This is a genomic window from Plesiomonas sp. ZOR0011, assembly GCF_000800945.1.
GTDB classification, from domain to species: domain Bacteria; phylum Pseudomonadota; class Gammaproteobacteria; order Enterobacterales; family CAMTGL01; genus Plesiomonas; species Plesiomonas shigelloides.
The window spans coordinates 1-6,287 of record NZ_JRKB01000059.1 but is presented as its reverse complement, the minus strand read 5'-3'; the positions used below and the strand labels follow the sequence as shown (position 1 = coordinate 6,287).

7 protein-coding genes are annotated in these 6,287 nt (G+C 44.8%); 2 read left to right on the top strand and 5 right to left on the bottom strand.

The features are described 5' to 3' along the window. Nucleotides 1–227: 227 nt before the first annotated feature. The 3 genes from L975_RS09840 to L975_RS09830 all read right to left on the bottom strand — a co-directional run bounded on the left by L975_RS09840 (nucleotide 228) and on the right by L975_RS09830 (nucleotide 3,717). Nucleotides 228–1,148 carry a DUF1281 domain-containing protein gene (locus L975_RS09840; RefSeq protein ID WP_047708417.1) on the bottom strand — a complete coding sequence of 307 codons (921 nt, stop codon included), beginning with the start codon at nucleotides 1,146–1,148 and terminating at the stop codon, nucleotides 228–230. Nucleotides 1,149–1,669: 521 nt separating this feature from the next. After that, nucleotides 1,670–2,572, bottom strand: coding sequence for an N-6 DNA methylase (locus tag L975_RS09835; RefSeq protein WP_230400802.1), 903 nt, complete (start codon nucleotides 2,570–2,572; stop codon nucleotides 1,670–1,672). A 131-nt stretch (nucleotides 2,573–2,703) separates the two neighbouring features. Further along, complete coding sequence (locus L975_RS09830; protein ID WP_052181389.1) at nucleotides 2,704–3,717, bottom strand: hypothetical protein; 1,014 nt, start codon at nucleotides 3,715–3,717, stop codon at nucleotides 2,704–2,706. Between the two features lie 222 nt (nucleotides 3,718–3,939). Here L975_RS09830 and L975_RS09825 point away from each other — a divergent pair, with 222 nt between their 5' ends. Then, on the top strand, nucleotides 3,940–4,575 hold the full coding sequence (locus L975_RS09825) for an AAA family ATPase (protein WP_177326634.1): 636 nt from the start codon (nucleotides 3,940–3,942) through the stop codon (nucleotides 4,573–4,575). A 1-nt stretch (nucleotide 4,576) separates the two neighbouring features. Then, complete coding sequence (locus L975_RS09820; protein ID WP_047708413.1) at nucleotides 4,577–4,897, top strand: hypothetical protein; 321 nt, start codon at nucleotides 4,577–4,579, stop codon at nucleotides 4,895–4,897. A gap of 112 nt (nucleotides 4,898–5,009) precedes the next feature. Here the strand turns inward: L975_RS09820 and L975_RS09815 are convergent, their stop codons facing one another. Both L975_RS09815 and L975_RS17685 read right to left on the bottom strand, forming a co-directional pair. Further along, on the bottom strand, nucleotides 5,010–5,372 hold the full coding sequence (locus L975_RS09815; protein WP_047708412.1) for a hypothetical protein: 363 nt from the start codon (nucleotides 5,370–5,372) through the stop codon (nucleotides 5,010–5,012). Nucleotides 5,373–5,433: 61 nt separating this feature from the next. Next, nucleotides 5,434–5,658, bottom strand: a complete 225-nt coding sequence (locus L975_RS17685) for a hypothetical protein (RefSeq protein ID WP_072033056.1) — start codon at nucleotides 5,656–5,658, stop codon at nucleotides 5,434–5,436. Between the last annotated feature and the right edge of the window lie 629 nt (nucleotides 5,659–6,287).

The following is a 6,287-nucleotide window of genomic DNA, read 5'->3' as shown; positions in this document are numbered from 1 at the left end:
GTAGCGCGATGGCCAGTAACTGGACATCACGCGAAGTGCAGGCGACGACCCGGCTTGCCGGGGAGCCGAAGGTGCCCAAAAACACATCTAAAAAGGTGCAGTTTTTGCACTTATTTTTAAATTAAGACATATAAATGCGAACAATAAATTATTCGCATATCAATCACCGAATGGAATCGAGCTAAATTAAGTGGATAGCGGGGCTAACTTGCCCCGCAACGAGTGATTTAACCGCCGTAATGCGTGATGTTATCGACTAACCAATCTGGGCCGATCACCTCAGCATAACAATCGTCATCTTCGCAGTCTTCGTACTCCAAACAGCCATCAATCAGATCCATCAAACTGCCTTCAATGTACTGTCGATAACCACAAAAATCGCAACCCGCTTCGCTATAATAGTGCAAGATAACCGCCTGCCACCGTTCTGACATAGCCTCTATGACATTCTCACAAGGCGGAGTCCATGCCGTATCAACATCAATAACGATTGTATTGCCGTGGATATCCAAACTGACATCGCAATTAGATGGCCATTTAGTGCCATAATCTGCGGTATATTGATGATATGTAGACGAAATACCATCAAGTAACCGGCCATTATAACCGTTAATCTCACACGCTAATCTCGTTGGTAAAATATACAACAAACTAAACGTTTCATTCGGAAGAACATCAGAATCAAGCCGATCGAAAAATGCCTTTTGCTCACAAGAACCACTGACGAAACTTATCCAATCGTGGCTGTTTGCTTTAATGATTTCATCTATCTTTGCTTGCTCAGACGCACTTAAATCATCGCGTTTCAGTCCCGAGATACCGCTATCGATATAATAGCGATTGATAAGATCACAACATTGCTCATCTAATTGCGCGTTACTCTGCAACAACCCCAACCATTGTGTAAAAGCGTCTGTTTCAGGCGATGCCTCGCCACATCCATGCGCAGTCAGCGCCGGATACGGTTTATAAATAACGTCGGTTGCAGGTTTTAAGCGGCCAATAACGCCAGCTAAAAACAATCGAATACTTTGATTAATCGCACGCTGATAATACGGGTACAGTTCCCCATTAACCCATGCCAAAACCTCTGCTTTACGCTCTGCAGACACACTAATTTCAATACGGTTCGCACACCAATTTGGCATAACTCTATCTCCATTCGGGCTATATCGACTCCGGCTATCGCCGTACCCATTCGGCAGGACAGCTCGAAGGAGGCGGAACAAGGGCGATAACAAAGCCGCAGCGCAGAGAGCGGAGCGGGATTTGAACGGAGAGAGAGCGAAATCTGAGATCGCGAACAACGTGAAAATACCAGGCGAAACGAGCGAGAACGGGTGCAGTTATCGGCGCAGCGTACCTTGTACCGCCGACTGTCTGTCCTACCGTTTGGGTACGGCGTTAGCCGTGACAAACTTCTCTGCCGGAACGGCAAAATAAAGGCCGAAGGCCATCCTTATTTTTGTATTTGAGTTCATCACCAGGGCCGAACTTGATGGAGTTTACAACACGACTCGACCCGGAAGCACAGTCGCTCTTCATTCAATTACTCCAAATCCGTAGCATGCCAGGTTGGTCGGACGATGACCTTGCCGGCTTAGCGAAAGATTGCGAGCGGTTTATCAACGATAAAAAAGCCTTTCGGTAACGAAAGGCTTTCCCCACTCTACTTGGTATTGGCAGCGCTTAAGCGTCCGGCCCAATTATCGATGTACCACAATGGCGTTCTGAAGGTGCGACCGAATTGCAGTGTTAAGGTATTGCCAATGGTTACCTCTGCCGGCACACCTAACAGCGACAGCTGCAGATAACACATATGAACGGCCACCGGATCAATATCAACACAAGAGGCAAATAACTTTTTTTGATAATTAACACGCTGATCAGCCATCGCCTCGGCAAATGCAATAACCATACTCCCAGCCCCAACAGCCGGCTCATGCAAAGTAATATACGGTTCATGCTCTAAGCGCTGCGTTACGTTGCCGGCTGATATCTGGGCCATCAATCGCGATACCTCATACGGCGTAAAAACCTGGCCCATGGCTGAAGAGCTGATCTCCAGATCCATAAATATTTGACCTAAAAAATCACCAGGCCGATCTGTTAGTGCTTGTACCAGGCATCCCAAAAGTGCCGCCATTTTATGGGCATCTGTAGTTTCATAATTTTTAACAATACTCAAATATCGCTCTTCTAACTCTGACGATCGGATAAACGCGTTCTGCACCGCGATCGCAGCCATCTCAACAAAATCACGGAACACTTGGAATCGGTGATGATATCGGGCGGTGTCATTGAAAATTCGGACAAACTCGCGGCGACATTCATCATATCCACGGGTTTTGTGGGCCGTTTCATTGATAGAAACTTCTGACTGAGTTAGGGACAGTTGCATCACTTTCTGGTGTTCCTTTTTCTGCGGTTTGCGGCTTGCTCCCGCCATACCGCATACGACGCAACGGGCCATGGGGGAAAAATCAAGCTCCAGATGCAAAGCCGCAGCGCAAGCGACGTATAGCGTCGTGCGAACGGGTGCCGCAGATGGCAGCTTGAGTTTTACCGGCACGGTGCGAGGATTCAGCGGTGCGGGGCTAAGCTGCAGATCACAAAAAGGAATAACACCAGTAAGTAGCTTTCGGCTTGGCCAGCCTTGGTAACCATCTAAGGGCAGTCTAGCCGCCCTATCCTATATAACCATCAAACAGCTAACGTAAACCCGTTGCGGTATGAGCGCAGCAATCCAGTCTCATGCAACTCATTTAATACATGCCGAATTACATCACGCCCAACATGGCCAAAGCGCTCAGAAATTGAACGGTGACTAGGCTTTACTGTGCGATCCAAAATAGCCCGTTTAATTTCCATGCATAATTGAGCATTACATTTATCAACTTCTGAGTTGTCAGTGTGTGTGGCAGCGTGTTCGACTGTGTTTTCTACAGTGCGCTCAAATTCATTGTCATTCATAGCGACTGTGTCTGAATGTGCAACGACTGCGTCACTGTTTTTCAGCGTGTTCAGCTGAATTGGCTCGTCATCACACGCCGACAGATCACGTACACACTCAACTGCAGCGACTGTGTTTGAGTGTGTTTGAGTGTGTTTCACTGTCGATGAAACCATAACTAACAACCAGCTAGTCAGCTCTAATGCTGCGGCAGCAATATATGAGATGTACATACCGTATTTATCGACTGTGGTTGCTGATGTTGTGTTGGCTTGCTTATCAGACAAAGAATCAATCTTGGCCAAGAGTGCATTAACCTCGTCCAAGGTTTTTTGAGATTTGGTTACTTGCTTAGAACGTTGCTGAACTGAGGCTAGATTACGAAGCTCAACAACTTGTTGGGTATAGAGCTCTATCTGCTGGGCAATGCGTTGATGTGATGCGGAGTTTTGCTGACTAGCAACAATACCGGATTCGAGAGATGCGACAGAAGCAGCAAAGGATACAAAACTTAGCGCAAGGCTGATAGCTAACGCGAACGTGAAGGCAACATATTTACGACGGGCTATAAATAGCAGGACAAAGGCAGGAGATACGCACTTAATAACATCCAGCACGCCACCAATTACCGCCGTTGTAACAGGAGAGCCGACAGATTGCCCGATGGAATACATGAATGTGACGGTCAGCCATCCGGACAAAGCGGTAACACACACAGCTAGTGTTGGACATACGCCATGCCAAAAAAACTTATTCATTTGCATACCTGCCTCATTGAGTATTAATTCATAATTAATACATCACAAATCACATGTCACACATGATAACTCACAAATCATAAATACTAAAGATTAAGTATCACTTCATAGTTATGAAGTATTACTTATGAAATGATAATTATGAAATATTAGGCTGGTTTAGTTGACACATGATCTTGACTTGAGATAATAATTCACACTTCACACATCATATTTATGAGGTATTACGTGATTACGATCATCGGCAGCAACAAAGGTGGGGCGGGGAAAACAACGACAGCCGTCAATGTTACAGTTGGATTGGCACAAAGAGGGTATGACGTCTGCCTGGTAGATGCCGATTTTCAACGAACTGCTTCACGCTGGTATGCAGAACGTGAAGCAAGCGGCGTTTTGCCAACAATCACGTTAATTGAAAAAAGAGATAACATTTCTCAAACATTGAAAAACCTAGACGCAAAATATGATCATGTAATTGTTGATGTAGCTGGGCGCAATAGCCGAGAGCTGATTACTGGCGGCACGGTAGCCCATCAAATCATTGCTCCGCATCAATGCTCACAGCCAGATCTTGATACAATAGTTGAACTACAGCAGCAAATAGAAGCGATGAGAGATTTGAATCCTGAATTGAAAGTTTATTGCTATCAAACTCTGGCAACAACAAATCCGCTTCTACAAGGGAATGAACGGCACGAGTTTTTGGAGTTTGTGAAAGAATTTGAACAACTGACAGCCCTCAACTCCATAGCTTACTATAGAAAAATTTATAGAGATGTAATGTCTCAAGGGCTATCAGTATTAGAATCGTCGAATATGAAAGCAAAAGCTGAAGTGCTTAGCTTACTTGATGAGGTATTCTGAAATGGTAAAACCAGTAAGCAAACAAGCACGACACACCACCCCCCAAGTTACTGCAGAAGAAGCTGATGCTTTAGCTAACCGATTAGCTGATAAACCATATGGAGCAAATGAAAGGCTTGCTCAAGATAAAGACAAAACGCCACGACAAGAAGAACAACCAGAAAAATTAGTGAGAACAACAGTCTGTTTAGGTGAAGAACTGTACCTCAAGTTAGATAATTACTCATTGAAAAATAAAAGAAATGGTAACCCACTTAAGAACAATAGTGCTGTCATAAGAGTGGCTTTGGAGGAGTATTTCAGCCGAATAGAAAACCAATGATAAGTGTGATTTGTGAAGTATGAATTAATATTGGCCGCTCTAATGAGCGGTTTTTTTTATACCGCGAATACACAGGCAACGGCATAAAATCGCCGCATTTTCCTATCCAAAATTAAAAACCTAACACCTCAATCATGGCCAATCGTTGAGCATAACTAGCTGCCTCTAACTTACCTAGTAGTGTTCTTGCTGCCTCTTGCCCAGCTAAATAGTCATCACAATCCTGCACTTCTAGTTCCAGTCCAGTGATAAACCCAACATCGACAAAAGATCCACTTAGCACGTTCTGCATGACCTGGCGTTCTGCATCACTCAAACGAATAGCTTCGGCCCTAATCATGTGACTATAGCGATCCCAGATTTGATTGATTCTAGCGGTAGTACCTAACTTACCGAAATGTAGTTCTAGGTCTTTGCGTAGAGTGGGGGATGGGGTGAATGAAGGATTACGAGCTAAAGACTTATTGTTTTCCATTGCTAACTCCCACTAATAGGCCTGATCAGCTATCAGGCCTTAGGCCATGAAACAGATTGTGTTACTGGTTACGCTGATAGGCTCGATACCAACTACGACATGTTTTTTCAAATGTTTCAGGCGTAGCACTTAGAGTGCTACCCATTGTGTGACCACCAGTACAGATTTGAGAGCCTAAAGTTCCTGATCTTCCTGGGAAGGTTCGGAAAATATAACCGCCGGACGGTGACATCCAAAATGTGAAAACTTCCCCTGCTTTACGAGAGGTAATTGTTAGCTCGTTCATGGTGTTCTCCTTTGCTTCACCCGCAATTTGCGCTTCAGCTCACTGAGTTATGCTGTCTACAGCGGTTTTATTCTACACCACTGTATGACAAACGTATTACACAATCAACTGAAATTGACGCTTACCAGTCTTCGCTTCAAAGGGTTAATTGAAGAACTTCAGAATGACGCCAGCAATAAAAGTAGCCACATTTCAGGTAGCACCCTGAATACCTGGGGCAAACTCTCCATCGCTATGCCAACTGAACCGGGCTATACGTGAGAAGATTTACGAAACTTCTGCACTAGCAACATCCAAAGGTAGCCATGTTTCAGGCATTTAGCCGGATATCTATACAGGTTATCCGTAGTATTGACCTCCGCATAGGCCTATACGTGAGAAGATTTACGAAGGTTTGGCACTCAAAGGGCCACATTTCAGGCAATTAGCTGAACAGCTATACAAGTTATCCGTAGCATTGACCATTACACCGGCCTATACGTGAGAAGATTTACGAAACTTCTGCACTAGCAACATCCAAAGGTAGCCACATTTCAGGCAATTAGCTGAACAGCTATACAGGTTATCCGTAGCATTGACCGTTACACCGGCCTATACGTGAGAAGATTTACGAAATTTCTGCGCTAGCA